This is a genomic window from Vibrio limimangrovi (assembly GCF_054064025.1).
In genome coordinates this window covers 365,172-391,644 of the sequence record NZ_JBSUGF010000008.1, presented here as the reverse complement: position 1 = coordinate 391,644, position 26,473 = coordinate 365,172, and the positions used below count along the sequence as shown (strand labels likewise).

22 protein-coding genes are annotated in these 26,473 nt (G+C 43.5%); 16 read left to right on the top strand and 6 right to left on the bottom strand.

The genetic code is table 11. From position 1 onward, the window contains the following. Positions 1–33 precede the first annotated feature (33 nt). The 4 genes from ACWYU8_RS12565 to ACWYU8_RS12550 all read right to left on the bottom strand — a co-directional run bounded on the left by ACWYU8_RS12565 (position 34) and on the right by ACWYU8_RS12550 (position 7,759). Positions 34–2,094, bottom strand: a complete 2,061-nt coding sequence (locus tag ACWYU8_RS12565) for an ABC transporter substrate-binding protein (RefSeq protein ID WP_457519893.1) — start codon at positions 2,092–2,094, stop codon at positions 34–36. A gap of 687 nt (positions 2,095–2,781) precedes the next feature. Next, a complete protein-coding gene (locus ACWYU8_RS12560) occupies positions 2,782–3,900 on the bottom strand; it encodes a carbohydrate porin (RefSeq protein WP_457519892.1) in 1,119 nt (372 codons plus the stop codon). A gap of 276 nt (positions 3,901–4,176) precedes the next feature. Further along, entirely contained in the window at positions 4,177–5,550 is a 1,374-nt protein-coding gene (melB, locus tag ACWYU8_RS12555; RefSeq protein ID WP_457519891.1) for a melibiose:sodium transporter MelB, read from the bottom strand. 91 nt (positions 5,551–5,641) lie between these two features. Further along, positions 5,642–7,759, bottom strand: a complete 2,118-nt coding sequence (locus tag ACWYU8_RS12550; RefSeq protein WP_457519890.1) for an alpha-galactosidase — start codon at positions 7,757–7,759, stop codon at positions 5,642–5,644. 292 nt (positions 7,760–8,051) lie between these two features. Between ACWYU8_RS12550 and ACWYU8_RS12545 the strand changes: the two genes are divergently transcribed. Then, positions 8,052–8,951: a helix-turn-helix domain-containing protein gene (locus ACWYU8_RS12545; protein ID WP_457519889.1), complete on the top strand. Its 900-nt coding sequence runs from the start codon at positions 8,052–8,054 to the stop codon at positions 8,949–8,951. A gap of 100 nt (positions 8,952–9,051) precedes the next feature. On the opposite strand, the gene ACWYU8_RS12540 is transcribed toward ACWYU8_RS12545, so the two are convergent. After that, positions 9,052–9,942, bottom strand: coding sequence for a LysR family transcriptional regulator (locus ACWYU8_RS12540; protein WP_457519888.1), 891 nt, complete (start codon positions 9,940–9,942; stop codon positions 9,052–9,054). Positions 9,943–10,046: 104 nt separating this feature from the next. On the opposite strand from ACWYU8_RS12540, the gene aguB reads away from it, so the two are divergent. From aguB to aguA, 3 genes are read left to right on the top strand one after another with little or no spacing between them, the layout of a single operon-like run. Then, positions 10,047–10,928 (top strand): N-carbamoylputrescine amidase, encoded by an 882-nt coding sequence (aguB, locus tag ACWYU8_RS12535; RefSeq protein WP_457519887.1) that lies wholly within the window; start codon positions 10,047–10,049, stop codon positions 10,926–10,928. A 4-nt stretch (positions 10,929–10,932) separates the two neighbouring features. Then, positions 10,933–12,324, top strand: coding sequence for an APC family permease (locus tag ACWYU8_RS12530; protein WP_457519886.1), 1,392 nt, complete (start codon positions 10,933–10,935; stop codon positions 12,322–12,324). Continuing rightward, on the top strand, positions 12,321–13,412 hold the full coding sequence (gene aguA / locus ACWYU8_RS12525; RefSeq protein WP_457519885.1) for an agmatine deiminase: 1,092 nt from the start codon (positions 12,321–12,323) through the stop codon (positions 13,410–13,412). The genes ACWYU8_RS12530 and aguA overlap by 4 nt, the downstream gene beginning before the upstream one ends. A 192-nt stretch (positions 13,413–13,604) precedes the next feature. On the opposite strand, the gene ACWYU8_RS12520 is transcribed toward aguA, so the two are convergent. Next, positions 13,605–13,961, bottom strand: coding sequence for a hypothetical protein (locus ACWYU8_RS12520; protein ID WP_457519884.1), 357 nt, complete (start codon positions 13,959–13,961; stop codon positions 13,605–13,607). Positions 13,962–14,237: 276 nt separating this feature from the next. Between ACWYU8_RS12520 and ACWYU8_RS12515 the strand changes: the two genes are divergently transcribed. The 12 genes from ACWYU8_RS12515 to ACWYU8_RS12460 all read left to right on the top strand — a co-directional run bounded on the left by ACWYU8_RS12515 (position 14,238) and on the right by ACWYU8_RS12460 (position 26,472). Continuing rightward, a complete protein-coding gene (locus ACWYU8_RS12515) occupies positions 14,238–14,468 on the top strand; it encodes a PAS factor family protein (RefSeq protein WP_457519883.1) in 231 nt (76 codons plus the stop codon). Positions 14,469–14,659: 191 nt separating this feature from the next. After that, the gene (locus ACWYU8_RS12510; RefSeq protein WP_457519882.1) at positions 14,660–15,244 is read left to right on the top strand and encodes a DUF4255 domain-containing protein; all 585 of its coding nucleotides are present in this window, start codon (positions 14,660–14,662) and stop codon (positions 15,242–15,244) included. Then, complete coding sequence (locus ACWYU8_RS12505; protein ID WP_457519881.1) at positions 15,244–16,050, top strand: hypothetical protein; 807 nt, start codon at positions 15,244–15,246, stop codon at positions 16,048–16,050. Before ACWYU8_RS12510 ends, ACWYU8_RS12505 begins: the two co-directional genes overlap by 1 nt. Positions 16,051–16,276: 226 nt before the next feature. After that, complete coding sequence (locus tag ACWYU8_RS12500; RefSeq protein WP_457519880.1) at positions 16,277–17,830, top strand: phage tail sheath family protein; 1,554 nt, start codon at positions 16,277–16,279, stop codon at positions 17,828–17,830. Positions 17,831–17,912: 82 nt separating this feature from the next. Then, positions 17,913–18,392, top strand: a complete 480-nt coding sequence (locus tag ACWYU8_RS12495) for a phage tail protein (RefSeq protein WP_444492499.1) — start codon at positions 17,913–17,915, stop codon at positions 18,390–18,392. Positions 18,393–18,478: 86 nt separating this feature from the next. Beyond that, a complete protein-coding gene (locus tag ACWYU8_RS12490) occupies positions 18,479–18,922 on the top strand; it encodes a phage tail protein (protein WP_457519879.1) in 444 nt (147 codons plus the stop codon). A gap of 21 nt (positions 18,923–18,943) precedes the next feature. Next, positions 18,944–19,150, top strand: coding sequence for a hypothetical protein (locus tag ACWYU8_RS12485; RefSeq protein WP_457519878.1), 207 nt, complete (start codon positions 18,944–18,946; stop codon positions 19,148–19,150). A 2-nt stretch (positions 19,151–19,152) separates the two neighbouring features. Continuing rightward, complete coding sequence (locus ACWYU8_RS12480) at positions 19,153–19,818, top strand: CIS tube protein (RefSeq protein WP_457519877.1); 666 nt, start codon at positions 19,153–19,155, stop codon at positions 19,816–19,818. 12 nt (positions 19,819–19,830) lie between these two features. Next, on the top strand, positions 19,831–21,624 hold the full coding sequence (gene vgrG, locus ACWYU8_RS12475) for a type VI secretion system tip protein VgrG (protein WP_457519876.1): 1,794 nt from the start codon (positions 19,831–19,833) through the stop codon (positions 21,622–21,624). Positions 21,625–21,649: 25 nt separating this feature from the next. Further along, positions 21,650–21,949, top strand: a complete 300-nt coding sequence (locus tag ACWYU8_RS12470; RefSeq protein ID WP_444492494.1) for a PAAR domain-containing protein — start codon at positions 21,650–21,652, stop codon at positions 21,947–21,949. A 24-nt stretch (positions 21,950–21,973) separates the two neighbouring features. Continuing rightward, positions 21,974–22,423: a GPW/gp25 family protein gene (locus ACWYU8_RS12465; protein ID WP_457519875.1), complete on the top strand. Its 450-nt coding sequence runs from the start codon at positions 21,974–21,976 to the stop codon at positions 22,421–22,423. Beyond that, on the top strand, positions 22,420–26,472 hold the full coding sequence (locus ACWYU8_RS12460; RefSeq protein ID WP_457519874.1) for a hypothetical protein: 4,053 nt from the start codon (positions 22,420–22,422) through the stop codon (positions 26,470–26,472). The genes ACWYU8_RS12465 and ACWYU8_RS12460 overlap by 4 nt, the downstream gene beginning before the upstream one ends. Position 26,473: the final 1 nt, after the last annotated feature.

Sequence of the window (26,473 nt, the reverse complement as noted above, 5' to 3'; positions counted from 1 at the left end):
CAGGCGGGAGATGCTTCCCGCCTTATCCTTGTATTACTTCTTAGTATCAAGCTTGTACTCAGGAAGAGTGTGTGGTTGCAGTTCTTTTAGCTGCTGATCTTGTGGTACCCAAAAACGCTCGCGCATTACTGCATCTTCAGCCCACTGGTATGCCGTGATTGGTGCGTTAGGAACGTTCTTAATACGCTTGTTAACGAGTAAAGCCCCTGGATAGGCGACCAAGCCGACGTGGTACACATTTTTGGTCATTTCATGGTTTAACTGACCAATAAGATCCGCTTGTTTTGCTGTGTCTCGTTCAGCGAATATTTCATGAGCTAAGCCAACCATCTTCTCTTCAAATGGCTGAAGTACCTGAGGGTTATTCTCCGTACCTCTGTGCCATACCGGACCACTTTGTGCGATTGGAGCTAACCATTCCATTCGTTGCATTGGAACAATCAGTTCTTTATCACTACGGTTTAAACGCCAGTCAAAATCTGCTGCGTCGCGTGATGAGTCACCCTGAACGCTATCGAGTAACCTTGGGATCAGTTTGATACCAATGTCTGCCATCATAGAAACCAGGTTTTCATTGAAGACACCGTCTGCCGTGCCGTTGCCACTGTTTAGTACAATCTCAACGTCATCACCGTTGTTCACCTCTTTGGGGAAGTTCACAACACCATTACCGTCAGTATCAACCAGCCCTAGCTCTGCTAAATATTGCTTAGACAAGCTTGGATTGTATGGGTAATAAACAACGTCATCTGCTCTGTAAAATGCCGTTTCAGGGTGCAAGCCACCCGCATATTCAGCAGTAAACGGACCTTTAACCAGTGCTTGCCCTAGGCTTTTTCTGTCTATGCCATGGGAAATCGCTTTGCGGAATTTGAGATCTCGATTTAACTGTCTAATGGCCCCTTCCCGGTCATCACTCACAGATAAAGTCGGGTTCATGTTCATCTGAATCTGGAACGCCAGATTACGCGGACCAAACATGGCTCGAGTTGGTGAATTAGGCGCAGCGAGTTTGCGCAACGTTTCAATGTATATCGGTGGGTTTTCCATATTGGAAAAATCCGCACTGCCTGACATGGTTTCTAGTGTTCGAGACTCCCACGTAGAAAGCTTGTAGCGCATTTCATCGATATATGGCAGCTGGTTACCTGCTTCATCCACTTTCCAGTAGTAAGGGTTACGGCGCAGCACAATAATCTGATCTTCTTTGTAACTGACTGGTACCCATGGTCCCATCGTTACAGTAGGTACTGCATTGGCAGGTAACGCGTTGCTAAAATCCTCGAACGTGACGTTATTGTTATATTTAGGATGAAGCGGTTTCAGAATATGAGCAGGGCCTGGACAAAATGTCATAAATGCCATGTTGTAAAGAGCCTGATTTTGAAACGCTTTCTCGAAATGCCAGCGAATGGTGTATTCGTCAACGATTTCTAGAGTCGCCCCTTCACCCAATGCGTTTTGGGAAGAGAACGACGGGATTCTTGGCTCTAAAACTGTATCTTCCCAGTAAAAGCGTACATCTTCCGAGGTAAATGGTTCACCGTCTGACCATTTAGCGCCTTTAATCAGATGCATGGTTAACGCCTTACCATCATCAGACCATTCCCAGCTCTGAGCTAGGTTCGGCAGCACTTCTAATTCATCAGGTTTAATCTGATACATTGGACCGGTGCGTGTTAGACATTGCTGCACGGTATAATTGATACCTCCCCAGCCTTGTGAGTGTGCAGCAGACCAGTTCCAGCCCTGTGGTCGGCCACCAATAACATGGCGAAGAACACCACCGTAAACACCAAGACCGTCAGGCATAGATGCCGTTTTTAATACCATTGGAACATCAGGCAAACGTTGTTCAACTGGCGGCAATTTGCCGGTTTTTACGTAATTATCGGTGAGCCATTGAGGCTCAGAGTAGTGGTCAAGTTTTTTGAACTCGACAATTTGATCAGGAGAAAAATATTCAATAGATAAACGATTTGGTATTTCCGAAGCCTTCGGAATTTTCGTCGCACCTTCTGGCAGCGTTTCCGATAATGCAGGAAAGCATATGCATACAATTGAGAGTCCTAATAGATGCTTCTTATAATTCATTATGCACGGTCCTTTAATATATGGATGGTAGAGTACGTGTTATTTCTTTTTGTTTATTCAAATTATCCGACTCTTGAATTATCATCAAATCCAGTTCTGCCCTCACATCACCAATTCTTACTTTTCCAGAGTAAATGAATTAATTCCTTACACAATCACAAGTAACCACGACTAAACCGATTCCATAAAGTGTATAGACTCAAAGTAGTCGTACAATCCAATACCTACAAACCGTGTTTACGTCACCTTTTTATTCTTACCTTTTGACATTAAGCACTATAAAAACATTACTCAGGTCACATTATATTTCATCTTGAATAGTCAGGTTTATCATCACTATTTATCAAGATAAGAGACTGTCCTACTCAAACCAGATACATGCTCTGTGTTATAAAAATAATAGACTGATACACATCGATAGGTGCAGTCATATTCTGGAAATGTCTGATATTTAGAGTGAGATTCAGAGCTAAAGAGAATTGTTGAAAAAGCCTGAATGGAATGATTAAGGTCAACATTCATGCAGGTAAAAAATAAGCACTTAACGCGCAGATAAATAGCAAGATAAATAATGCAATGTGATAGAGAGGCGTTGCGGTCTCACTTTCGTTGAAAGCTGTGGCTACAGGTAAACAAGCCATAGCTAATATCCAAGCTGGTATTAACTATGGCTAAGGTTATGTTAGTTTAGAACGCGTAGAACAGACGTACTCGAGCACCAAAATCATCATCTTCTTTGAAGTAATCATCAGATTGGGTCTGAGTCAGCTTATTCGAAATACAGGTATAGTATGAGCCTAGAAGGATAGAGAAATCTTGAACGTCTAATACATCTCTGAACGCATAAGATGCGTAAATTGTTGACACTTCAACTTTGCCATCCACCCAGCCCGTAAGCTCTTTATTGTCGTATTCATTATCTGCATACACATAACCAATGCCGACGTTATTCCAAAGTGCGTTTACACCTGTAGTAAAGTTGGTTTCATCGACGGCGTCTAGATAAGCGACATTGACGTTAACTGACCAACCATCGTTAGACCAGTTACCAGTCACACCATAGCCTGTGCGGTCAGAGATATCGACACCATTGGCCACAACTGCATTAGAAACTAAGTTGGTTTCCATCGCTGCGGCAATGCGGAATTGACCTAAATCGTAAGCGATAAGAGGACGAATTAAGAATGAGTCTTTGCTTTTATCGATTTCATGGCCATGATAAGTACCATCAACACCGTCCCTAAACAGGTTAGAGCGGTCGCCCATCATCGAACCCAGTTCAACATAGAGGTTGCCAAACTGCTGGTGATACATCAATTGACCATCAGAACCACGACCACGAGCTTCTTTCATTTGGTAAGTGTATGCCCAACCATCTGTGTAGAGGTCATTTGAGGTATCGCCCGAATATTCGAGGAATACATCCAAACCCACAGGGAACATATCTGCCCCCTCAAAACGACCGGCTTTGATCGCCCAGCCATCCTTTTTACCAAACTCAAAGTAAGCATCATCTAATACAACCTTACCTGTGCTTTCAAATAGTGGCTGTGCCTTAACACCAACAAAGTAATCTTTATCAGTATATTTTTCGCCTGCAAATTCAATGAGCACACGGCCGTCCTGGTTAAACTCTTGGTCACCAGATGCGTTTGACTCACGGTCACGGAAGTTAAAGTTCAATTCCACGTTACCTGCAATCGAGAAATTGCCCAGTTCATTATCAATGATATTCACACCAGCAGTTGCCGACAATGCAAATGATACACAGACAGCGCCCAGAGATAGTTTAAATGTTCTATTCATGATTTTACCTATATTTATTTTTATTAAGTTATGGAATTTAGAGAATATAAACCCCGCCCTTTCGTAAAAAGACAATGATTGCGTTACTGAATAAATTTCAATGACTAATATGAATTAAAATTAAATATAAAAATTAATCAAAGAGTCAATTTATAGTGAAGAGCAAATATCACTATTTATTACTTACATGTTGTATTGAGATGAATTTAATAATTAAATCCCTTAACTTCCATACAAGATTAAATAGTATGGAAATATAAACTTACTTTTTAATTATTAAGCAATGCTTGGAACTTTAAACCCATATCGTGCCATCGCAGTTTCAATTTTATTTTTATCGAAGCCATCATGAAGGCGATAAAACTTCCGGTAAACAACGACACTGGCTATCATTAATAACGTCGGAAGGCCAATCATCATGAATTCCAAGCCTGCTATGGTTTCGCTACTTTGAACTGCATTTGGAATATACCCAACAAATGACAAGCCAACACCCACAACGAATCCGCCCGCTGCACCTGCAAACTTCACCAACATCGTTTGTACTGAGAAAATGACGCTCTCGCTTCGGTGACCTGACTTATACTCCCCATAGTCGACAACATCAGCTAACATTACGGTCTGAAGTGCATTCACAATACCCACACCATATGATTTAGCGGCAGCTCCCATAGCTATCAAAAGTACGCTACCAGGAATAAAGACACGCATTACATAAAGCAGGAAGCAAGATAAAACTGCCAGACCACATGCAAGGAGCCATAAATTTTTACGAGGTAATAACCTTGCTATACGAGGAAAAGTAACGACACCGATGAATTCAGCAATCCCTGACACCATCATATAGGTAGAAAACAATTCGGCATTATTCAAAGCATAAGTGAAGTAATAGATTGCGAAGCCACCAAATATCATATTGGCAATCTGGAACGTCAATACTGAACTGATTAATACTTTGAGTTGGTCATTAGACTTTAAAATATTAGCCACATCTTTTAAGTTAAATTTTTCCGTTGTTTTATTAACGGTCACACTTTCTTTAACATTTCTTGCGACTAAGAATGCACTCATAATAAACAGTACAGCAATTAACATTGCGAGATTGGAGAAACCTTCACCCTGATCACCGTTACCTAACTTGCCAATGATAGTCAGGCCGTAAGTACCAGTTAGAAACCAGGCGAGACTGGCAAACATACGCGGCCAAATGACTAATTTCTCTCTTTCCTCTCGGGAACTGGATAGTGCCGGTATCATCGACCAATACGGAATATCCATGATGGTGTACGTTAAGCCCCATAAGATATAAGCCGCAGCGGCATAGATATAAAGGGGGGTGCCCTCAAACGTGTGAGTGCGGAATAAAGCTATCAGAACGACGGCATTCAAAAGTGTTCCAATGACAATCCATGGACGGAACTTTCCAAATTTCGACCGTGTGTTGTCTACTATCATCCCCATCATAGGGTCTGTCACAGCGTCGATTATTCTCGCCGCTAAAAAGATAGTGCCGATAAAGCCTGCCGAGAGACCCGCTACATCGGTAAAGTAAAACATTAAAAAAATATAAATAGGTGCACAGGCGAAATCTTTACCTAATGCAGCAAGTCCGTAGGATGCTTTGGTTTTTATCGTTATTTGATTAGACATGTTACTACCCTGTTCTTTGTCTTCGGCATAATTGGCTACCAACGACATTTCATTGATAGCCAAAGCCGTTATATTTATCCGAGATACCGAATCAATTTATCTTCTCGACTTTAATTAACATCGCAGTTTCTGGGTCGAGTAGCGGCATGCTTAAACCAACCTCTTTGCACCACTCACCACTGAGTTCGCAACCAGCTTCAGTCCAAGGCGGCTGGAATACGACAATGTCGTTGTAATTTGCCGGCGCGTCCAAAACATAAATACGGTAAGTTGCTGAATCATCCAAGCCTAATATTCTCAGGTTGCCACTTAGTGAATGTGTTGGCATATCCAATTGAGCAACCATAACAACCGCTTCAGATTGATCTTCTGCTACTACCGATAAAACCTGATGTGAGTTATCGTCAGTAGGTGTTCGCCACATTTTACCTGTGTGTAGTAACGTACGTAATTGTTTGTGCAGAGCGACATAACGAGCAAAGTTCGCTTTTTCATTGCTATCTTCTTTCACCGGATCAAGCTCTATTCCCATATGACCAAACAGTGCCGTCAATCCACGGAACTCAATGCTATGACGGCGGCGAGTACAATGACACTTATCAGAACCAATATGGCTGCCCATCACCTCTGGCGGGAAGAAGTAACTCATACCACGTTGGATCCCTTGTCTTTCAAGAGCATCATTATTATCAGAAGGCCAGAAACGGTCAGTGCGTTTCAAAATTTCGTAATCAATACGGCCACCACCACCCGCGCAAGACTCAATACTGACGTGAGGGAATTTAGCTCTTACCTTATCGACCAACTGGTAGTAACGTTCTGTCTGTTTGCGTCCAGAGGCCACGCCATTATGAGCAGGCTGAACGATTTCTCGGTTCATATCCCACTTGATGTAGCGAATATTGTAGGTGCTTAAAAAATGTTCCAATCGTTCGTATAAGAAGTTGAACGCATCATCATTTTGCAAATCAATAACATGTTGATGTCTGCCTGTCGGTTGATCATAACCGTCGACAGCAAGTAGCCAATCCGGATGTTCGCGGTATAAATCTGAGTCTTTATTGATCATTTCTGGCTCAAACCACAAGCCAAACTCCATACCCAACGCGTTAACGTGATCGACAACTGGCTCAAGGCCATTTGGGTATTTACGCTCATCCAAGAACCAATCCCCTAGTGCCGCATAGTCATCATCGCGACCTCTGAACCATCCGTCATCAATGATAAAACGCTCCACACCCATTTCTGCTGCTTGCGAGGCCATTTCCATGATGTATTCAGGATCGTGGTCGAAATAGATCCCTTCCCATGTATTCAAATGCACCGGACGCAACTTCTTCTGAAAGTCTTCAGCAATGATCGAGTGCCTTACATGCGAATGGAAGTGATGGCTCATCTCGTTAAGTCCGTTCTCACTGTAACTTGCATACAACCATGGCGTAGCAATGCTTTCCCCTTTTTCCAGCGCGACTTCTCCAGGGAAATAGATCACTTCAGCTTGCATCACACGACGACCATCCGTTTTTACATCTGCACGTAATCGGTGGTTACCACTCCATGCAAAATGGAATCCCCAAACATCGCCTTGTATCTCATTGAAATTAGACGTACCAGCCACCATTGCCGGATAATGTTCATGGGAAGTTCTGCCGCGTCTGTTCTCTTGCTGATAGCCGTTGTGAAGGAGCGGTTGACGCTGTGTTTGAAACTCTCTTGCCCAACGGCCGTGGAATGTCATCAATTCTTTGACTCTAACCGGTAACGGCATTGAGTTCGCAAATCGATTAACGAAATATTGCCCGGACTTGAGGTTAGTTAATGTGTGACGTGTTTTAACCACATCAAATTCATCTAAACAAATCTCTGTTAACAGTTGTAGTCCAGCCTGCTCATCTTCACTTACAAGACTGACTTGAGTATCACTTTGTTGAATATCTTTTAAGAAGAATACTGGCGCCCAGTCCTGACCATTGCGATGACCTTCTAAGCCCGGGCTGCTAAATACACCACGACCAAGTTCTGGTAACGTTGTCATGGCTACGTCTTTATCTAAGCGTCCATGAGGTACCGGACGATGCAAAGCTGTGCGAAAGTTTTCTAAGCCGCCACTTAGCTTCTTACCCCAGTGTAGAATTTCTGCAAAGTCACCAACCTCAATAATAAGTTGGGACTCCGTTCCGCTTAACTCAACTAATTTTTTTTCTTTCATTACATCTTACTCGACATGTGGCAAACGATTAACTTGCAATCAAATTAAACGACTCTTCTTTTGTCATCAAATCGAAAAAAACACCCACATCACCAAACCTTACTTTTTAAGACTCTTTAGATAAAAAGCGAAACCAAAAGGCATATTCCACACCAAGCATAAAACCTCACAACCCCCTACAAACAAGACCACAAAGCCAATACAGATCACATTTCAAATAAGCACCATCTGATAGTCTTGTCTCGAAAACTTACTTTATGGCACCCGATCAACGCTATTTGGACAAATTTACATGCATAAATTAGAAGTATTTCAGTCTGAAAACATCAGCTATTTAGTCAATGATATGCGCTCAGCACCTTTAATTGATGTCGACACCGAGTTGAGCTTTGAGCAGCGCAAACCTTTTTACATGGCGGACTATCATTGGCACCAGCAAATAGAAATCAATGTATTGCATAAAGGAACGCTCGAATACGCGATTAATAATGCCAACGTGAAAATATCGGCCGGAGAAATGGCGGTATTTTGGGCGGTAACGCCACATCGAGTGAGTAAAGTCAGTGAAGACGCTCTGCTTGGCATCATCAATATACCTTTAAGTGCATTTCTTGGTTGGGTGTTACCCCAAGAGTTTGTCCAGCAAGTCATGCATGGCGGGGTTATTACGTCTCAAATAGATGGGGTTGTCAGCCTTGCCGAAAGTAACCGTTGGCTAAACTGCTATCACAGTGACAGTAATGTGAGAAGTGGAATAGTCAGTGACGAGGTCTGGTTAATGTTACGCCGCCTTTGCTCATTCGACTATAATGTCGAAATGTTCAGCTTTTTGCGTAACGGTTCCTCTCGCCACCCAAATGATACGGGCTACAAAAACGTCCAGCTCATGCTCGATTACATTGCTAAAAATCACAACAAAGACATCAAAGTCGACGACATCGCTGCTCATGTGAAACTGCATCCGAAATACGCTATGGGACTATTTAAAAATATGCTGAGTGTCTCGATAAAACAGTATTTGATTATTATGCGAATTAACCATGCGAAAGTGTTGCTGAGTAACACTCGAAACCCAATCAAAAATATCGCGAATGACAGTGGCTTTAAGCACCCAGGTTCCTTTTTTGCTGCCTTTAAGAACCACGCGGGTATTACACCGCAACAATTCCGAGACCAAACCCAATCCGTTTAAAATATATTGCCAGTGGCCGCCTAAGCCAGCGACCACTCTTCAACAACATTAACGGCTGATATTTGAGTTAAGAAAACAAACACACAGTGTAATTTTTCATTTAGGTACAGGCATTTATCTCTTTGATTAACCACTGAATACTCTCCTGACTATCATAAAGCTGGTGTGTAAACATACTTAACGACAATTCCGGAGCACCTTTCGGCAATTCGACAATTTTAAGAGGTAGCATCTGCTCAAGCTCTTCTGCAATTCTTAAAGGAACACACATCAAATTGTTAGTTTGAGCCGTAACCATACCTCCCACAGCAAAACTTTGCACAATCATAGATATTTGTCGTGACTGATGCTGCTGATATAACCATCGGTCAATTGGGTCAGCACCACTATTAATAAACGGCAAGTGAATCTGGGGCATGGATACGAACCTTTTTAATGTCAGCTTGTCTGGTATGCTCGCACTTTTCGAGACGATCCCTACATAACGATCAGTTAACCAGTGATAACGGTTGTAGTATCGGGGCATCACCTGAAGCTCATCAACCGCTAGAATTAGGTCTATATGCCCTTGTTCTACCCGCTCCATCTGCATGTTTTCAGAAAGAATATCTATCGCAATCCGAACGTTAGGCGCTTTTGATTCCAGTCTTTTACTCAATTTCGGTAGTGCGTAAAACTCGAAATAGTCGATCGCACCAATATAAAAGGTTTTTGCATCTACTTTGGGGTTGAAAGGCTTCATTCTATCAAAAGCCATATCAATGTAATTCAACCCTTTCTGTATGTCGGGTAATAGCGCATGTACTAAAGGTGTCGGCTCCATACCCGTTTTCGTTTTTATAAATAGTGGATTGTCAAAGCGAGTACGAAGCTTAGACAAAACATGACTCGCTGCGGACTGGCTCATAAACAGTTTGCTAGCCGCTTTAGATAGGTTTCTCTCCCTCTCCAGTACAACCAGAAGCCGGAGTTGATTGATGTCCATATCCATAGGTTATCGAAATCCTTCATATCATAATAAAAATATCGCACTTCCATCATAACAAAAATCACATTAAAAATAGGGAAAAGGTTAAAACGTATATAGGGAATGTAATGAAAAAAGTAACCGTAGCAGCAACACAGATGGCATGTTCGTGGGACGTCAGTGACAATGTTAATAAAGCAGAAGGACTAGTCCGAGAAGCAGCAGCAAAAGGCGCGCAAATTATCCTTATTCAAGAGTTGTTTGAAACGCCATATTTTTGTATCGAAATCGACGAGTCTTACCACAAATTGGCTTCAGTACTTGAGGAAAACGAAGCATTTCAACGCATGTCCAAACTTGCACGAGAACTTGAGGTCGTTTTACCTTTCAGTTGGTTTGAAAAAGCAGGAAACGTAAGATTTAACTCTCTGGCAATGATCGATGCAGATGGTTCACTGCTAGGTGTCTATCGAAAAACACACATCCCTGATAGCGATGGCTATCTGGAGAAATACTATTTCAGCCCTGGCGATACTGGCTTTAAAGTCTGGAATACTCGCTACGCTAAAATCGGCGTTGGTATTTGCTGGGATCAATGGTTCCCTGAAACGGCGCGCAGTATGGCGTTGCAAGGTGCCGAGCTTCTCTTCTTCCCAACCGCAATCGGCAGCGAGCCAAGCCAACCGGAACTGGATTCACAACCTCACTGGCAATGTGTAATGCAAGGGCACGCGGCGGCTAACCAAATTCCTGTGATCGCATCAAACCGTATTGGAACAGAGAAGGCACAATTCCGAGACTTGGAACTCACCTTCTTTGGCTCTTCCTTTATTGCTAATTACACAGGTGAAATTCTGGCTAAGGCGGACAGAACAACAGAAGGCGTTCTTATTCATGAATTTGATTTAGATGAAATTGCTTTTCAACGAAGCGCATGGGGCCTATTCAGAGACAGAAGACCTGAGCATTACAAGCATCTGATTACTTTAGACGGTCAATTAAAGGATTAATGTTATGGCTGATGTAAAGATGGGAATTACACCGCTTGCTTTATTTAGTCTGTGCGCTGTTCTGGTTGTAGATACATTGACCGCATCAGCCGCTATAGGAGTCAGTTCACTAGGATGGTGGGCTTTGATTCTGGTTATCTTCGTCTTACCATATGGGCTTATTACTTCGGAGTTAAGCTCGACATATCCCGGTGAAGGAGGTATTTACGATTGGGTCAAAAGAGCGTTTGGTACGAACTGGGCAATCCGTACAACATGGTTCTATTGGGTCAATGTAGGTCTATGGATGCCAGCGGTATACATCATGTTTGCTGGTATGTTTTCAGAATTATTTGCTCCCGATCTATCCATCACAGCTCAGGTCGCGATCTGCGTCGCGCTGACTTGGGGTACGGTCTGGGTGTGCAACGTCTCCACAGATATAGGCGTATTGATTACAAACTTCTGTGCGGTACTAAAGGTCATCATCATTTCTGTATTAGGCGTGGGTGGCTTTATGTATGCGGCAAAAAATGGAGTGGCTAACGACTTTAGTTTGTCTTCTATGATGCCGTCATTTGACTCCGGTTTTGCTTTCCTTCCGGCTCTTGTTTTCAACCTGATGGGTTTTGAACTGGTTGCAACGATGACCCGTGAAATGAAAGACGTAAAACAGATGCCTAAAGTTGTTTTTCTAGCTATAGGTACAACCGCCCTACTTTATATAATCGGAACTCTGGGCATTCTTATGGCTCTGCCAGCAGAAGAGGTCGGATTGGTCACAGGTATTATCGATACCCTGAAAGTTCTGTTTGGTGACGGAGCTATTGGCCACTTTATGACATACGCATTGGGCATAGTTGCGCTTATCACTTTTATTGGCAACATGGTCAGCTGGACGATGGGCTCAAGCCGTGCTGCGGCTGAGTCAGCTCGCGAAGGTGAACTTCCGACAATGGTAGGCAAGACGTCACTCAAATACGCAACACCTGTCGGTGCTAACATTATTACCGGTTTGATCTCCACTTCAGTGATTTTGACCTATGCGATGTTCGCGAATAGCAATGAAGAACTGTTTTGGTCTATGTTTGCGTTTTCAAGCTGTGTATTTTTGATGCCTTACCTGCTGATGTTTCCTGCTTATCTTAAGCTCAGAATCGCTGATACGCATACACCTCGCCCATTTAAAGTACCGGGCTCTCTTGGGGTTCAAAAAGTGATTACCGCAATCTGCTTTATAATTGTGCTCCAAGCTGTCGTGTTGTTCATTTTCCCTGACATCATCTTCGGCAGCATTGACTGGCAATACACACTACCAATTCTTGTTGGTGTTGTTGGTACGCTCGCTATTGGTGAAGTTCTGCTGTTGCGTGCAAAACACCTAAATAGCAGCATCGTTAAGGGAGAATTAGCATGAGCAAAACGATCTATTCGTATCCGTATAATGAAAACTTTCGCATGCCCGGTGAACACGAACCTCATAACGAAGTATGGATGGCCTGGCCGACACGAAGTGATAACTGGCGATACAGTGGGAAACCGGCTCAGAAAGCCTTTGTTGATGTTGCAATTGCTATTTCTAAAACGACGCCTGTGGTGATGCTGGTTGAACATTCTCAGTTTGCCAACGCCCGAGCTCGACTTCCAGCAGATATCAAAGTCGTCGAAATGTCCTATAACGATTGTTGGATGAGAGACATAGGCGCCACTTATGTAACCAATGAAAATGGTACTCGCAGAGGTATTAACTGGCAGTTCAACGCTTGGGGTGGTTTGGTTGATGGACTTTATTTTCCTTGGGATCTTGACGATGCAGTTGCGAGTAAAATGCTCAACCTTACTGCAGATGATATTTACCAAGCACCTATTGTACTCGAGGGTGGCTCGGTACATACCGATGGTGACGGTACGCTCTTTACAACCGAAGAGTGTTTACTGCACCCAAGCCGCAATCCGGGATTAAGTAAAGCTGATATTGAACATCATCTGAAAAGCTTCCTTGGCGTAGAAAAAGTAATTTGGCTGCCTAGAGGACTTTATAACGACGAAACAAATGGTCATGTAGATAACATTATGCATGTCGTGAAACCTGGCGAGGTGGTACTGACATGGTGTGACAACGAACGTGATCCACAATATCAAATCAGTCGCGAAGCTTTGGATATCTTAAGTAGTCAAAAAGATGCAAAAGGTCGAACTATCAAGGTGCACAAACTACCAATGCCGGGACCACTTTATATGACAGAGGAAGAAGCAGTAGGTATTGATCAAAGTGAAGGGATGGAACGCGAAGCAGGAGAAAGACTCGCCGCCTCGTACGCAAACTTTTTAATCAGCAACGGACAAGTAGTGTATCCCTTGCTAGATGAAAAATCCGACTCTGATGCCAGAACCGTACTGGAAGTAGCCTTCCCCGAGCATGTTCTCGTTGGAGTCAATGCCCGTGAAATCCTGTTAGGTGGCGGAAATATTCACTGTATTACTCAACAAGTTCCAACAATGTAACCAAGCCCAAATAAAGCCACAAAAAACTCCACATGGATAAATTAGGTTGGTCTAATTTATCCATGTTTTACATCTGTTGATTACCAAAATGCAGAAACGCTCTCTTTTCAAAGAACTTTGTAACTCGCAATACTCTCTTCCCATTTTTTCGGGAATACTTGGAATGCCGGGGTTAGTGAGCTTCTGCTACTTCTAGCTCAACGCCTTAAACGCAGACAAAAGCTCCGCACAAATATACTTGAGCAAGAGATCATTTTCGTCATCACAAGATAAATCTAAGTGAAGTTTGGTCGTATTACCTTTTCCGGTCACTTCAACCAGCAGTTTTCTTTCGTCACCATTTACTGGGATATTGAACAACGTCAGCAGTGCTTCCGCCTGATCTGCAGCGTTTTCAAACTCTAAATCATGCTGATATTCGAGGAATACTTCCTGGCCTTCCACTGAACAAGTGTAACGGTCAGGTTGGAGATATGTGCCAAGCTGATACTCAAGGTCAGCCATGTGTGCTGCCACAGTAGAGAGACGATTGTTTAATTTACTTAACATGTTGCCACCTATCCTTTCGCTCACTTGTGTAAATTAAAGCGCATAAACGAGTGGTTGAGTTGGACATTGCTCTAATCTTTAATGATTTATTAGAACCTGATATAAAACTTTCATTTTTATAGTCAAAACTGCTAATAATAAGATCCTCATCAAAGCATTCGTCCGCATTATGCGATAAAGACTTCTAAAACACCTTGATATGTGACCAAAGCGTCGGATTTTCAGCTTGTAAAGCATTACACTTTATGCACCCCCAACAGTAAAAATGTGATTACGATGAAAAACCTTATTTATGACACGCTAGTTAGCCTTGCAAGCCAAGAACCAGAACTACATGCACAAATCCGTCAAAGCTTATATGAACAGCTGGATCTACCTTTCGACAAGCAGCTCGTTTTGTACAACTGTGCACTTGGTCCTGCAAGTTCAGGAAAGCTAGACAATAACGAAGCCCTTAACAATACCGTTGATACCGTTGTTAAGTTATTAGAAATTCCTGAGCATTAATCACTAGTCTCGTAGGCCCTATATCTCCAAGGGCCTTTTTTGAATCCTTTCTTTTGCCCCCTCAATAGACGCTCTTATCTCTATAAACAGACAGTCCGTTTCAACAAATATCAATCCCACAAGATTTTATCAACTGGTACAGCATTCCAATTAAACGTAGCTACACTGAATTTAATTAAGAGAGGAAAACTATGCTAGATAGCTGCCTTGAATACCTGTGCGACCGTATGAATCAGTCGATAAACTCAGCTTTTGATTTGTCAGAAAACTTAGTCGTCGTGGCGTCCCCTACTGATAGTAATAAGCAAGGAAACGGCGCTAATGAAAATAAAGTGCTGATTTTTATTAGTGGGCTGGAAAGAGATCCATTTTCTAAGGGGGGCAATATTGCTGCATTCCAACCACACTCAAGAACAGCGATATCGAACAAGCCGCTCTATCTAGCGGTTTCCGTCGTTGTCGCCGCTAACTTCTCTGCATCTAATTACACGGATGGTCTGAAAATATTGTCCCACCTGTTAGCATTTTTTAATCGAAATCCGTTATTTAATCGACAAAACTCACCGGATATGCCGGAATTTATCGAACAAATAGCAATGGAAATGGCCAGCCTCTCTGAAGCCAATTTGAGTCACATGTGGAGTATGCTTGGCTCACATTACCTTCCATCTTGCGTTTATCAGGTTCGTGTTGCTATCCCGAACAGTGAAGCACTACTGTTACAGTCAGGGCCACTTAATTTCGTAAAATCTAACCTGCAGAAAAGGGAGCAATAATGTCGAATTATGCGCCCTATGTTTCCTTATCTGTAGACCATGAGTACTTCTCAAACAGCCGTGCAAAAGTACCGATCGATGTGGTTCCAACAAGCAACACAGTGGAATGGCTTAAACACCACCATATGTTTTTAAAACCTACACTGAGCGGAGTTTGCATTGTCGCCGACACAGACATGCTAAAAGAGCTTCCAGCTCCCAGTTCAGATAGCTTACTGCAATTTAAACTGTTCAGTAATGACCCATTGTTTCGTAACTATACCGACTTACCGCTCACCACCCCAATGGCTGCTGCACTATTCGAAGTCAAAGCTGACAGCAAAACTTCTCTTTCGGTTTTCCCTAAACAGTGGCTTACACCAGAAGTGATTCTCAACAACACACAATATGAAGAGATTTCTGAGTTTGAATTAAGCCAGAACCTGGTGGGCATAATAAACTTAACGATTTCTAAAGCGGATTTTTATAATCAAAACAAAATCATACAATTAATTTACAGCCATACTTATTCTTATTGGCAGTATTATTTTTTGACATCAGATAATACAAAGGAATATCAGATTATAGATTCCAATGGAGAGCATCAATTCGACAATAAAGGGACCGTGATACTTGGTGAGCGGCCTTACCTCGTCTTCCGTTCAAGTGAACCTTTACCTGTATTACATCGCTCTGAACTGTCACTGCAACTTAAAGCAAACCACAAAGTTGTCTATCGTCGCCTCGCCACCGCCCAGCCTGCTCATATAGAGTTTGAGACCGTTAATAACCACGTTCAACGACTCTGTCATATTTATTTAGCATAGCGATAAAAACTAACCCCTTACTAAAAACAGTGACTTATATTCCAAGTTTATCTTAATGATACAAAAATCAATTTGCAGATCTAATATTAAATAAAATGCAGTGAATTTTGTTTACTACATTATATAGGAGTATCTGACTCGCTATGACAGCAGTACTGAGTGAAGTCTTTCTCAGCTTATCGCGAGCATTTGGTAACCATTCAATTCTCACGTAAAGGATTTAACTATGGTTGTAATGAAAACACCGGGCGTTTACATAGTTGAGAAAAATGCCTTCCCCAATTCTGTTGTCGAAGTCGCGACTGCTGTGCCAGCCTTTATTGGCTATACAGAGAAAGCCGAAAATGGCGGAAAATCTCTCAGGAAAGTGCCTTGGCGAATCACGTCGATGTCAGAGTTTCGCCAGTACTTCGGTGGAGCCCCTCTACCTACCTTCGAAATAAGCGAAGCCGGCGACGATCCTGCCGTTCAAGTTGTTTTCCGTCAGCAAGACACGGCTTATCAAATAAAACAGTCGAATACGCGCTATACGCTCTATCACAACATGCTGTTTTTCTTCCAGAATGGCGGTGGGCCTTGTTATATCGTGTCAGTCGGTGGCTATAGTGATGATCTTGACCCTGGTGTTCTCAAGGCGGGTATTGATCCACTGATTAAAGAGCCGGAAGCCACCATGTTAGTCATACCTGAAAGCGTTCAACTGGCTGAAAATGACTGCATTAATGTTCAGCAAGCCATGCTTGGACATTGTGGCGGAAAAATGAAAAATCGAGTCGCCATTCTTGATCTCTGGGAAGGATTTAAAGACCGTCAGGACCCGAGTGGTGACTGCGTTGAGAATTTCCGCTCCAAACTTGGTATCAATTACCTGGATTACTCTTCTGCTTATTACCCTTGGCTCAATACCTCTATCGTTCAGGACAGCGACATCAACTTCCATAATATTAGTAACTTGGACAAATTAGCAGAACTACTAACCAATGAAGTCAATGAAGCATTTAAAGATTTGGATGGTCTCACCGATGACGAACTAAACAGCGGTGGTAATAAACTTCGAGTAACGCGTAAACAGCAAATACTTGATGAAATTGCCAAGTTGAGTACCGATCTATCTGATCAAGAGCAAGTGCTACTTAACAAAGTGCTTATGACGATCAGTCCGCTATACCAAACCATAATGAAAGAAGTGAAACACCAACAAAATATCCTTCCTCCCGCGGCGGCAATGGCAGGTATCTATACCATGGTAGATAACTCCAGAGGCGTTTGGAAGGCACCAGCTAACGTCAGCTTAAACGCTGTTATTTCTCCAACAGTTAATATCAGCGATGATGAACAAGAAGACCTCAACGTCACTACACAAGGTAAATCGATCAACGCGATTCGACCATTTGTGGGTGAAGGTACACTGGTTTGGGGTGGACGTACACTTGATGGTAACAGTCTGGACTGGCGCTACATCAACGTTCGTCGCACCATGATTATGCTTGAAGAGTCAATAAAACTCGCATCAAAAGCTTATGTTTTCGAGCCTAATGTATCCAGTACATGGGTTTCAATGGAAAGCATGATTGGTAATTTCTTATACGGTATATGGAAACGGGGTGGCTTGGCTGGCGCTTCACCAGCAGAGGCTTATAGCGTGAGCGTCGGGCTCGGTAAAACTATGACTGGCGACGATATTCTAGAAGGTATTTTAAGAATTACGGTACTGGTGGCGATCAGCCGTCCTGCTGAGTTTATTGAAATCACCTTCCAGCAAAAAATGCAAGAATCATAATCACTTAGTACTTAAAAGCGCAGAGGGCTTTTAGTTGTAGTCCTTCGTAACTTTACGAACGAATTGTAGAAAGGAGACTACCATGGCAGATGATGGTTCAGCTCAATCAGAAACCGTATGGCCGATGCCCAAGTTCCATTTTGAAGTCAAATGGGACGGCGGTGCGGGAGCCGACGCAAGTATGGTCGCCGCATTTCAAGAGGTATCCGGCCTGGATACCGAATCTCAGCCAATTGAATATCGTGCCGGAAACAGCAAAGTATTCTCGACGATAAAGATGCCGGGACTTGTGAAAACCAGCAACGTCACGCTGAAAAAAGGCATCTTTAAAAGTGATAACAAGTTCTATGACTGGTTTAGCAAGATTCAGATGAACACCATTGCAAGAACCGCAGTCACCATCAACTTACTGGATGAAAGTGACGGTGTTGTGATGAGTTGGAAACTGAAAAATGCATGGCCAACTAAAGTCACTGGCACAGACCTGAAATCCGATGGTAATGAAGTTGCCGTAGAAACCATAGAATTGGCACATGAAGGTTTAGAAATCACAGCCTCATAGGGCGTATTTGATGGTCTGGTCACTGTGAACGGTGCAGTGGCCAGACTCCTTGAATCGATACCGATTATTAAAGGAGAACGACGTTCATGGCAGATGAATGGCCCCTACCCGCGTTTTACTTCAATGTTGTGATTGGCAACAACCAAGATGATTCGGCTTTTCAGGAAATCTCTGGTTTGGAAGCACAAATTGATACCGAAGACTATCAGGAAGGTGGCAATAATCTGATCTACCATCTCCCTAAAGTGATTAAGCACTCCAACTTATTGTTAAAGAGAGGAATTGCAGACTCAGGCTCAGCATTGGTGAAATGGTGTCAGGATATTCTGGGAGCACAACTCTCTAAAGCGATCGAGCCCAAAACGGTTTCGGTACGATTACTTGACGAAAAAGGTTCACCATGTCGAGTTTGGGTGCTTTATAACGCCTACCCCGTGAAATGGCGGGTAGAAGGGTTCAGTTCTACAAAAAACGAAGTAGCGATAGAAGAAATCGAACTGTGCTACAGCAATGTAAGCCGAACAAAATAATCGTCACGAGGAAACCAACGTATGCCTATAGAAATTAAGCAAATGTCGATTCGTTCGAATGTCACGACAGAAGAAAAGCGTTCTTCGAAGAAAGAGAAGGAAAATCGCTGTGCTGGTGACGATAAAGGCTCTGGTGCGCTCTCTGAAGTTTCATCGCAACACACTGCACAGTTCCAAACCATGAAGTGGATGCACCGCAAACTAAAACAAGAAACCAGAGAACGTTAAACATGGTCGACAAACTAAAAATTGAGTCCATTGCTGCATCCGGAAATACCGCAACCACATTTAATGCCATGCTTAATCCCAATTCAATTAAGCAGGACTATGGGATTGGTTATACCGACGATCCGTGTAAACACAGACAATCCCAGGGGGATATTGCACCGACGGTACAGTTTCAAGGCTACCAGAGTCAGACACTCAGTTTTGAAATTATGATCGATGCAACCGGTGTTGTTGAATATAAAAAAGGCAAATCCGTTCAGGAACAACTGACGTTACTCAGGAAAGTGATCTATGACTACAACGGAAAACAGCACGAACCGAACCCGGTTAAAATCAGTTGGGGAACAGCCGTCAGTTTTCGTGGTCGCCTCACTTCCATGTCCGTGTCCTATGTGCTTTTTGACTCGAGTGGCGTACCTCTAAGGGCAACAGTAAATCTTGATTTTACTAAGTTTCTGACCGAGCAAGAGAAAGAAGCAATCGCCAAAAAATCATCCCCTGATTTGACGCATCATGTGATCTTTAAAGCGGGAGATACGTTACCGGGTCTCTGTTATCAGATTTATAAAGACAGTTCGTATTATCCCGAAGTGGCTGCGTTCAATCAGTTATCAAGTGTGCGCAACATTACTCCTGGAACCAAGCTCTACTTTCCACCATTAAGCTAGTAGTGAGGCAACATGGCTGAATCTCCAACTGAAACAAACAGTGATATTGTGACACTAACCATCAAAGCAGATGGAAGTACGATTGATAGCTCGATCGGCATTATCTCTGTCAATATTTTTTATCAGATTAACCATATTGCTTACGCAGAACTTGAAATCAGTGACGGAGACATCGCAACCCAAGCTTTCGATGTCAGTTCAGGCAACACGTTCAAGCCTGGCTCAACAATCACTATCAATGCGGGTTACGGGAATGACGATGAGACAATCTTTGAGGGTGTTGTTACCAATCACGCAATTCGAATCAGTGGAAATAACCAAACCACGCTAAACGTTACATGCAAAGATCAGGCAGTGGCGATGACCATTGCCAGAAAAAGCCAATGCTATTTGGAACAAAAAGACAGCGACATTATTAATTCCATTATTAATAACTATTCGAATATAACAGCGTCAAGCGTAGACAGTACCTCAGTCCAATACGATGAGTTAGTTCAATTTAACTGCAGTGACTGGGATTTTATGCTGACACGCGCTGAGGCAAACGGCATGGTGGTCGTGAACCAGCAAAATGAAATCTCAGTGAAAGCGCCTTCTGTCACTGATTCTGCGGCACTTATCGTTACCTACGGAACAGATCTGATAAACCTGTGTGCGGAAGTAGACGCTCGATATCAATTTGACAAAGTGACCAGTACTGCGTGGGACCCGAGCACACAGCAAATGTTATCACAGCAATCCCCTGCTACTTCCATTAGTGACCAGGGTAATTTAACCGCCAGTGAACTGGCTGGCGTGCTAAGTATTGACGAATATCGAATGCAAACTTCGGCCAGTTACACGCAAGAGAGTCTTACTAACTGGGCAAAAGGACAACGTACAAAATCGATGCTTTCTAAAGTACGTGGCAGTGTCACGTTTCAGGGTAATGCAAAAGCACAAATTAATAGCCTCATTACGTTAGCTGGGGTTGGTGATCGATTTAATGGTTCTCACTACATCGGAGCCGTACATCACAGTGTCGAACAGAGCCAGTGGCTAACCACAGTTGACTTAGGACTTACTCCAGCATGGTCTGCTGAACATCGTGATATCGGCGCACCACCAGCGGCTGGATGGCTTCCTCCCGTCGACGGTTTACAGATAGGTGTTGTCAGCCAACTCAATGAAGACCCACAAAGTCAGTATCGAATCAAAGTTAAAGTGCCTGCCTTAGGTGATAACAATAACGAGTTATGGGCAAGACTTTCCAGTTACTACGCGACCAGCGAAAGTGGCAACTTTTTTATTCCTGAAGTCGGCGACGAAGTTGTACTCGGCTACATCAATCAAGATCCTGGCCAGCCTATCATTCTGGGCAGTTTGTACAGCAGCCAAAAGACCATGCCTTATGAACTGACTGCAGAAAACGACACCAAAGCGATTGTCACCAAAAACAAGTTAAAAATAGAGTTCAACGACGAGACAAAAGTCATCACGATCACTACGCCCGGAACAAATACCATCACCATTAGTGATGATGAAAAGTTGATTAAACTTGCCGATCAAAACAGCAATACCATCACAATGGATGAAAGCGGGATCACGTTAGATTCACCCAAAGATATTACGATCTCAGCAACGGGAAACATTTCGTTGAAATCTACTGGCGATACCAGTGTCGATGCAACCGGCGACGCCAATATAAAAGGAATGAACGTCTCAGCAGAGGCCAATGTTGCATTAACCGCCAAAGGCTCTGCAACTGCGGAGCTTTCCGCTTCAGGGAATACAACCATTAAAGGCGCCATCGTCATGATCAACTAACGACCAATCTAGAGAGGACGAAAATATGCCACCAGCAGCAAGGATCACAGATATGCACGTTTGCCCAATGGCAACACCCGGTTTGCCACCTGTCCCCCATGTCGGTGGTCCCGTGATTGGGCCAGGAGTACCCACGGTGTTGATTGGCAAAATGCCAGCAGCGGTCGTCGGTGACACATGCACATGTGTTGGTCCTCCTTCGACCATAGTGAAGGGTTCTGCAACCGTAATGATCGGAGGCAAACCTGCAGCACGAATTGGTGATACCACTAACCATGGTGGCAACGTTGTGATGGGCTGCTTCACGGTCATCATTGGTGGCTAGTTGTAAATTAGAAAGGACTGGATTATGGATAGAGACAGTGGATTCTTAGGGACTGGTTGGGCATTTCCCCCTACCTTTGCGTCGGACAACCGCAAGGTTGAGCTATGCAGTAATGAAAAAGACATCAAACAAAGTCTCGCAATCCTTCTATCCACGGCACCCGGTGAGCGTCTGATGCATCCCGACTTCGGTTGCCGAATTAACCGCTATGTCTTCGCTGAACTGACTAAAACAACATTAACCGAAATCGAGTATGAAATCCGTCAGGCGATATTGCTGTTTGAATCACGTGTTGATCTCGACTCGATAACACTTACGCCAGCCCCCTTAGACGGAAAAATAGTCATTGAACTGCATTATCAGATTGTCACAACCAACACTCGTGACAACATGGTTTACCCGTTTTACCTGCAAGAAGGCACGCTCATTAGCCCTGATTTACTGCCAAATTTTGAGTCAGGGGAATCGTTATGACTCAGCAAAAAGAGAGGGAAAATCCTGCACTCCGGTCTGATTTTTTTCAACCTTATGAGCTGAGCTTCGAACAACTCATTCTATGGGCGAAGAAGTTTTCTGAGCTTGTTCCTTACATGGACGAGAACAAGCAACTACAAGGTAACTGGAGTGCGATGTTCGAACAAAATGAACTGGTGGTTTGCGCTGGAATACTAAGCATGGATGAAGCCGCTTTAAAGCGTCAATTCAAACAAGCTCAATATCTCGATGAAGAACAGACGTTAGACTTTATACTTAACCTGTTTACGGTCTTAAACAGTTGGTACCAACATTTACCAAGTACTCCGGAATTAAGTTACGAGTTAAAACTGCGCTTACTCAATAGCTACCAAACTCATCTCAATATACCTTTACAACAACTACTTAGGTGTACTCCTAAAAATCTAAGTAATAAGTACGATCACTTTGATCCTCTTTGGATGCTTTCTGCTAAATCAAAAGATGAAAACCATCCTGACCAAGTATCGAATATTAAAGATGAAGCTCAGCATTGCTTATCGAAGATTCTGGTCGTTGTCGCTTCCCTGAAACTCGATTGCCGTGAGGCGTTTAATAAATCTCTTCATCATGGGGAACATCCTCCGCAACTGGCACTTTACATCAGTTTTTTAAAGCTGTTTGAACGTGCTCAACGAAAAATCAATCAGTTTACCCACAAGCACCTTTTGTTTTACTACCAAGACGTGCTTAATCAGTACCCTCATCGTGCACAAGAAGCACCTGTTTTTCTGAAGTTATCGCAAAATAAAGCGAGTAACACACCAGTCGTTATTGATAAAGGACATACCTTTACTCCCGGAAATACCGCGACTTTCGAGCCAATCGAATTTCGTACCACCTACGCCTTGGAGGTCACTGACGCGGAGGTTAAGAAAGCCTTTGGTTTTACACTAAGGCGTGACCCACTGATTTCTCCTGAACGAGAACTTGGCTTTACCTCGGGTGTAAGTCGCCAACACATGGAACTCAATCCATTGCAATCAGGATCGCAAACTGACACGACTCAAGCATTTAAGATGTTTGATACCAGCCAGTTAGATGGCAGTGGTCTGGAACAGCATCTAGGACTCGTTATTTCGGATCCGATACTCTCTTTAGCGGAAGGTCACAGAGAACTCACTTTACAGTTCCAACTGCAAGAAGTTGGCAATGGTCTTGTTTATCAAAGATTATCTCAGTTTTATATCGAGCATGATCAGGAAGCTATCCAATCCTCAGCGCACGATACCGACAAGCTCAGAGATGCTCTGGAAGCGGTGGTGAAAGAAGTTGTTTCATTGCAAATTCCCGTTATAGGCACCTGGCTCTATGAAATACACAGCAAAGATCTTGTCGACAAAGTCAATGACGACCGGATTTTGCAGTTAGCCGACAGAGAACCCACAGAACAACTTAGAGCCGTCTATCGCGGAGTATTACTTGCGTTGCTCGAAGAAGTCGCGACCCAGTCATCCGCAAGCATTAATGCCGCAGACCAAAAAGAACGATTTTTCCGGGTACTTGGACAGTTAGTGTCACGCTACGCGTTAAACCACATAGAATGGCTATCCGCTGACGACATTAACAAGATCATGTCGCTCACTGACCACCTGAAAAAAGAAAAGGTACTGGACGATGCGGTGAAAGACACTGTCAATCTTTTACTTAGCTATTCACGTATTCAAACCTTTTACCAGTTATTTGAAGATATATTTGATGTGAAAATTTCCACGGTTCAAGGATGGGAAAATGTCGATTTCGCTCAAGTCATTCCTGTCGAAAACGGCAGTAAATTTACGATGGAACTTGGGCTTCACATCCGGCTAGAACCGGGGTTTCCAGCAACAACCATCCCTTCTTTGGAAACTCACAATTCGCAATGGAACTTTGCCGCGCCGGCGTTAAAGCTTTGCTTAAAAGCTCAGAGTAATTGCTTCCCCTACACCGTATTCAGGGACTTTGAATTCGCTCAGCTTTTAATGGAATGCCAAGTAAAAGGAGTGACACAGATTCAATTGTTTAATCAGGACGGTCAGGCAGATCCAAGCCGCCCCTTCCTTCCGTTAGGCGCGCAACCTAAAGAAGGCTCGTATTTGGTTGTAGCGAGTAAAGAATTAGCGACTAAGCCGCTTAAAAGTCTCACTTATCACCTTGATTGGTCTGGTTTACCGCAGGGAAGTGATGGCTTTCGCGATCACTATAGCGAATATCCTTTTCCGTACCGCAACCACAGTTTCAGAGTAGTTACAGAAGTACTGAACAATGGCCGATGGGAAACCATGGATGAGGGCACACAAAATCTGTTCACCCCCAAAGACGGGGCCCTTGAGCGCTCGAATATTTTGACGTTTGGTAAAATTAGTAACAGCTACACCCCCACGACCCAAAATTGGCCACAGACACCATACAGCCCTCAATCAAACATTCGTAATGGCCTGTTTAAGATCACTCTGGTCACACCGCCGGATGCCTTTGGACACGATGCGTACGGCTTACTTTTAAGTAAGACTTTGACTGAGAATGCAAAGTCCAAGAAACAGAAGCCACTACCGAAAGCTCCATATACGCCCATGTTAAACAGCCTTTCGATTAACTACGAGGCGAGGCGTAAAGTAGAGCTCGGCGATATGACCACTAAAACACAGTGTCGGATGATTCACCTCCACCCATTCGGCGAAGTCGAGATCTATCCGCGCAGTGACAAACACAAATTCGCTTATCCTCGTATTCTTGCTCACTACATGGAAGACAGTCACCTGTTTATAGGTTTAACTGCCTCAGAGCTCTCAGGTTACCTCAATCTCTATTTTCTCTTGGGTGATAAAGCAAAGATGTTGACCCCTTATCCGTCGACCGAGTATCAATGGTATTACCTTGTTGGCGATCAATGGGTCGAGCTTCCGGCTAAACAGATCATTCATGATACTACCCACCGTTTTTTAACGTCGGGCATCATCACTTTGGATATCCCCGAGTCTATCAATACCCAGCACACTATTATGCCGTCGGACTTTTATTGGCTGAGAGTAAGTACGAACAAAGGTATTGATCAATATCCAAAATGTCATCAGATAGCAACACACGTCATACAAGTTGAAGGTGGTCAAAATGCTGAAGATAAGACACCACCTTTCGCATCCTGGCAAAGCCGGACCAAATCCGCCAACCTCGGCTCCATTACGCAGCTCACTCCGATACAACAATTGAGACCAGATGAAAGCGTCGGCCACTGGATCACGAGAACCAGCGAGCTTCTGCGCCATAAAGGGAGAGCAATTACACCATGGGATTACGAACGTCTGGTGTTAGAACAGTTTCCTGATATAAGCGCTGCAAACTGTTTTCCTGCCAAGCAGTTTAACTCGAACAATAACAAAGCTGGGCACCTATTGCTTACGGTTATGCCAATACATAGCGACTGTAATCACAGCCCTTGTCAGCAGCGATATATCGATTCAACCACACTCATTGCGATTCGGGATTACCTGATGTCGGTGTCTCGCTCGCACACAAAAATTGAGGTCCGGAACCCGGGTTATGAAACCATCCAGGTGCGCTGCGCTGTCACGTTCACGGAAGGTATCCATCATGGATTAGCATTACGCCAATTAGAGTACGCGATCATGCAGACGCTCTGCCCGTGGAATCACGAAGGGATGAACATGGGATTGGGATGGCAACTGTCACTCTCAAAATTAGCGGCATTTATCGGCCAACAAAAACACGTTACCAGTATAAGCGGCCTTTCTGTGCTTAAGATAAGCCACCAATCAGCAAGCCACTATCACTTGCAAGACAGCGCTCGAAATGAAGCGCCAATTGGGGCGGAATTACCTTGGTATTTATTGGTTCCCTCTCGACACCATTTCATCACCATAGCGCCAACGCATCAGCAATTAGAGCCAAAGCCTGCTGGCGTTGGCGATCTTGTTATCGGAGAAGAGTTCATTATTAACAGCAGCACTCAGCCCCACTCACCAATGAGCGAAGGAGAAACTCCTTCGCATAATCATAAGGGGACGGAATAAC

What these genes read in the sequence shown, in the direction of transcription:
- ACWYU8_RS12480 (WP_457519877.1), top strand. Translation starts at nt 19,153, where the DNA reads ATGGTCGACAAACTAAAAATTGAGTCCATTGCTGCATCCGGAAATACC.
- ACWYU8_RS12540 (WP_457519888.1), bottom strand. Translation starts at nt 9,942, where the DNA reads ATGGATATGGACATCAATCAACTCCGGCTTCTGGTTGTACTGGAGAGG.
- ACWYU8_RS12560 (WP_457519892.1), bottom strand. Translation starts at nt 3,900, where the DNA reads ATGAATAGAACATTTAAACTATCTCTGGGCGCTGTCTGTGTATCATTT.
- ACWYU8_RS12470 (WP_444492494.1), top strand. Translation starts at nt 21,650, where the DNA reads ATGCCACCAGCAGCAAGGATCACAGATATGCACGTTTGCCCAATGGCA.
- ACWYU8_RS12550 (WP_457519890.1), bottom strand. Translation starts at nt 7,759, where the DNA reads ATGAAAGAAAAAAAATTAGTTGAGTTAAGCGGAACGGAGTCCCAACTT.
- ACWYU8_RS12530 (WP_457519886.1), top strand. Translation starts at nt 10,933, where the DNA reads ATGGCTGATGTAAAGATGGGAATTACACCGCTTGCTTTATTTAGTCTG.
- ACWYU8_RS12460 (WP_457519874.1), top strand. Translation starts at nt 22,420, where the DNA reads ATGACTCAGCAAAAAGAGAGGGAAAATCCTGCACTCCGGTCTGATTTT.
- aguB (WP_457519887.1), top strand. Translation starts at nt 10,047, where the DNA reads ATGAAAAAAGTAACCGTAGCAGCAACACAGATGGCATGTTCGTGGGAC.
- ACWYU8_RS12510 (WP_457519882.1), top strand. Translation starts at nt 14,660, where the DNA reads ATGCTAGATAGCTGCCTTGAATACCTGTGCGACCGTATGAATCAGTCG.
- ACWYU8_RS12520 (WP_457519884.1), bottom strand. Translation starts at nt 13,961, where the DNA reads ATGTTAAGTAAATTAAACAATCGTCTCTCTACTGTGGCAGCACACATG.
- vgrG (WP_457519876.1), top strand. Translation starts at nt 19,831, where the DNA reads ATGGCTGAATCTCCAACTGAAACAAACAGTGATATTGTGACACTAACC.
- ACWYU8_RS12485 (WP_457519878.1), top strand. Translation starts at nt 18,944, where the DNA reads ATGCCTATAGAAATTAAGCAAATGTCGATTCGTTCGAATGTCACGACA.
- ACWYU8_RS12465 (WP_457519875.1), top strand. Translation starts at nt 21,974, where the DNA reads ATGGATAGAGACAGTGGATTCTTAGGGACTGGTTGGGCATTTCCCCCT.
- ACWYU8_RS12545 (WP_457519889.1), top strand. Translation starts at nt 8,052, where the DNA reads ATGCATAAATTAGAAGTATTTCAGTCTGAAAACATCAGCTATTTAGTC.
- melB (WP_457519891.1), bottom strand. Translation starts at nt 5,550, where the DNA reads ATGTCTAATCAAATAACGATAAAAACCAAAGCATCCTACGGACTTGCT.
- ACWYU8_RS12515 (WP_457519883.1), top strand. Translation starts at nt 14,238, where the DNA reads ATGAAAAACCTTATTTATGACACGCTAGTTAGCCTTGCAAGCCAAGAA.
- ACWYU8_RS12505 (WP_457519881.1), top strand. Translation starts at nt 15,244, where the DNA reads ATGTCGAATTATGCGCCCTATGTTTCCTTATCTGTAGACCATGAGTAC.
- ACWYU8_RS12490 (WP_457519879.1), top strand. Translation starts at nt 18,479, where the DNA reads ATGGCAGATGAATGGCCCCTACCCGCGTTTTACTTCAATGTTGTGATT.
- ACWYU8_RS12495 (WP_444492499.1), top strand. Translation starts at nt 17,913, where the DNA reads ATGGCAGATGATGGTTCAGCTCAATCAGAAACCGTATGGCCGATGCCC.
- ACWYU8_RS12500 (WP_457519880.1), top strand. Translation starts at nt 16,277, where the DNA reads ATGGTTGTAATGAAAACACCGGGCGTTTACATAGTTGAGAAAAATGCC.
- aguA (WP_457519885.1), top strand. Translation starts at nt 12,321, where the DNA reads ATGAGCAAAACGATCTATTCGTATCCGTATAATGAAAACTTTCGCATG.
- ACWYU8_RS12565 (WP_457519893.1), bottom strand. Translation starts at nt 2,094, where the DNA reads ATGAATTATAAGAAGCATCTATTAGGACTCTCAATTGTATGCATATGC.